This is a genomic window from Nitratidesulfovibrio liaohensis (genome assembly GCF_011682075.1).
GTDB classification, from domain to species: domain Bacteria; phylum Desulfobacterota; class Desulfovibrionia; order Desulfovibrionales; family Desulfovibrionaceae; genus Cupidesulfovibrio; species Cupidesulfovibrio liaohensis.
The window spans coordinates 1-526 of the sequence record NZ_VSMK01000791.1 but is presented as its reverse complement, the minus strand read 5'-3'; the positions used below and the strand labels follow the sequence as shown (position 1 = coordinate 526).

Sequence of the window (526 nt, the reverse complement as noted above, 5' to 3'; positions counted from 1 at the left end):
GCAGCCCCGCCCCTGCGTGCGCAGGCGCGCGGCCACGCGTCCGGCGGCGATGCCGGTGCGTTCGCGCATGGCGGTGATGGCATGCACCCCGTTGAGGAACGAGTGCGGGTCGTTCAGTTGTTCGTCGGGGGTGGGGTAGGCCACCGGCGCGCGGGGCATGCCCTGTTTGGTCAGCACGGTGGTGCGGGCGGTACGGTACAAGGCGTAGGCGCCGCGCGGGGCCAGCGCCGGGTCCCAGTGCTCCTCGGAATCGGCCATGACGTGCCAGTCCAGCGGCAGGGCGCCCGCCAGATCCTGGCCGTGCAGTACCAGCAGGCCCGGCTGCATGGCCTTGAAAAAGACCAGGGCCAGATGCCCCTGGCGTATCGTTTCGCGCGCGTCGGCCTTGGCCGCGTCGGCATGGCTGAAGCCAGCGCCCAGCGCGGCAAGCCCCGCACCGGTGACGGGCAGCATGTCGCCCGCGCCGCCCAACGGCATGGTGGACGCCCACAGGGATGCGCGCGTGCGCATGGCCGTGCGCATGTCG

Annotated in this window: 1 pseudogene; it reads right to left on the bottom strand. The window is 72.6% G+C overall.

Annotated features, from left to right (window positions below):
* Window positions 1-526: pseudogene (locus FVW27_RS19260) on the bottom strand (hypothetical protein); the annotation flags it as partial.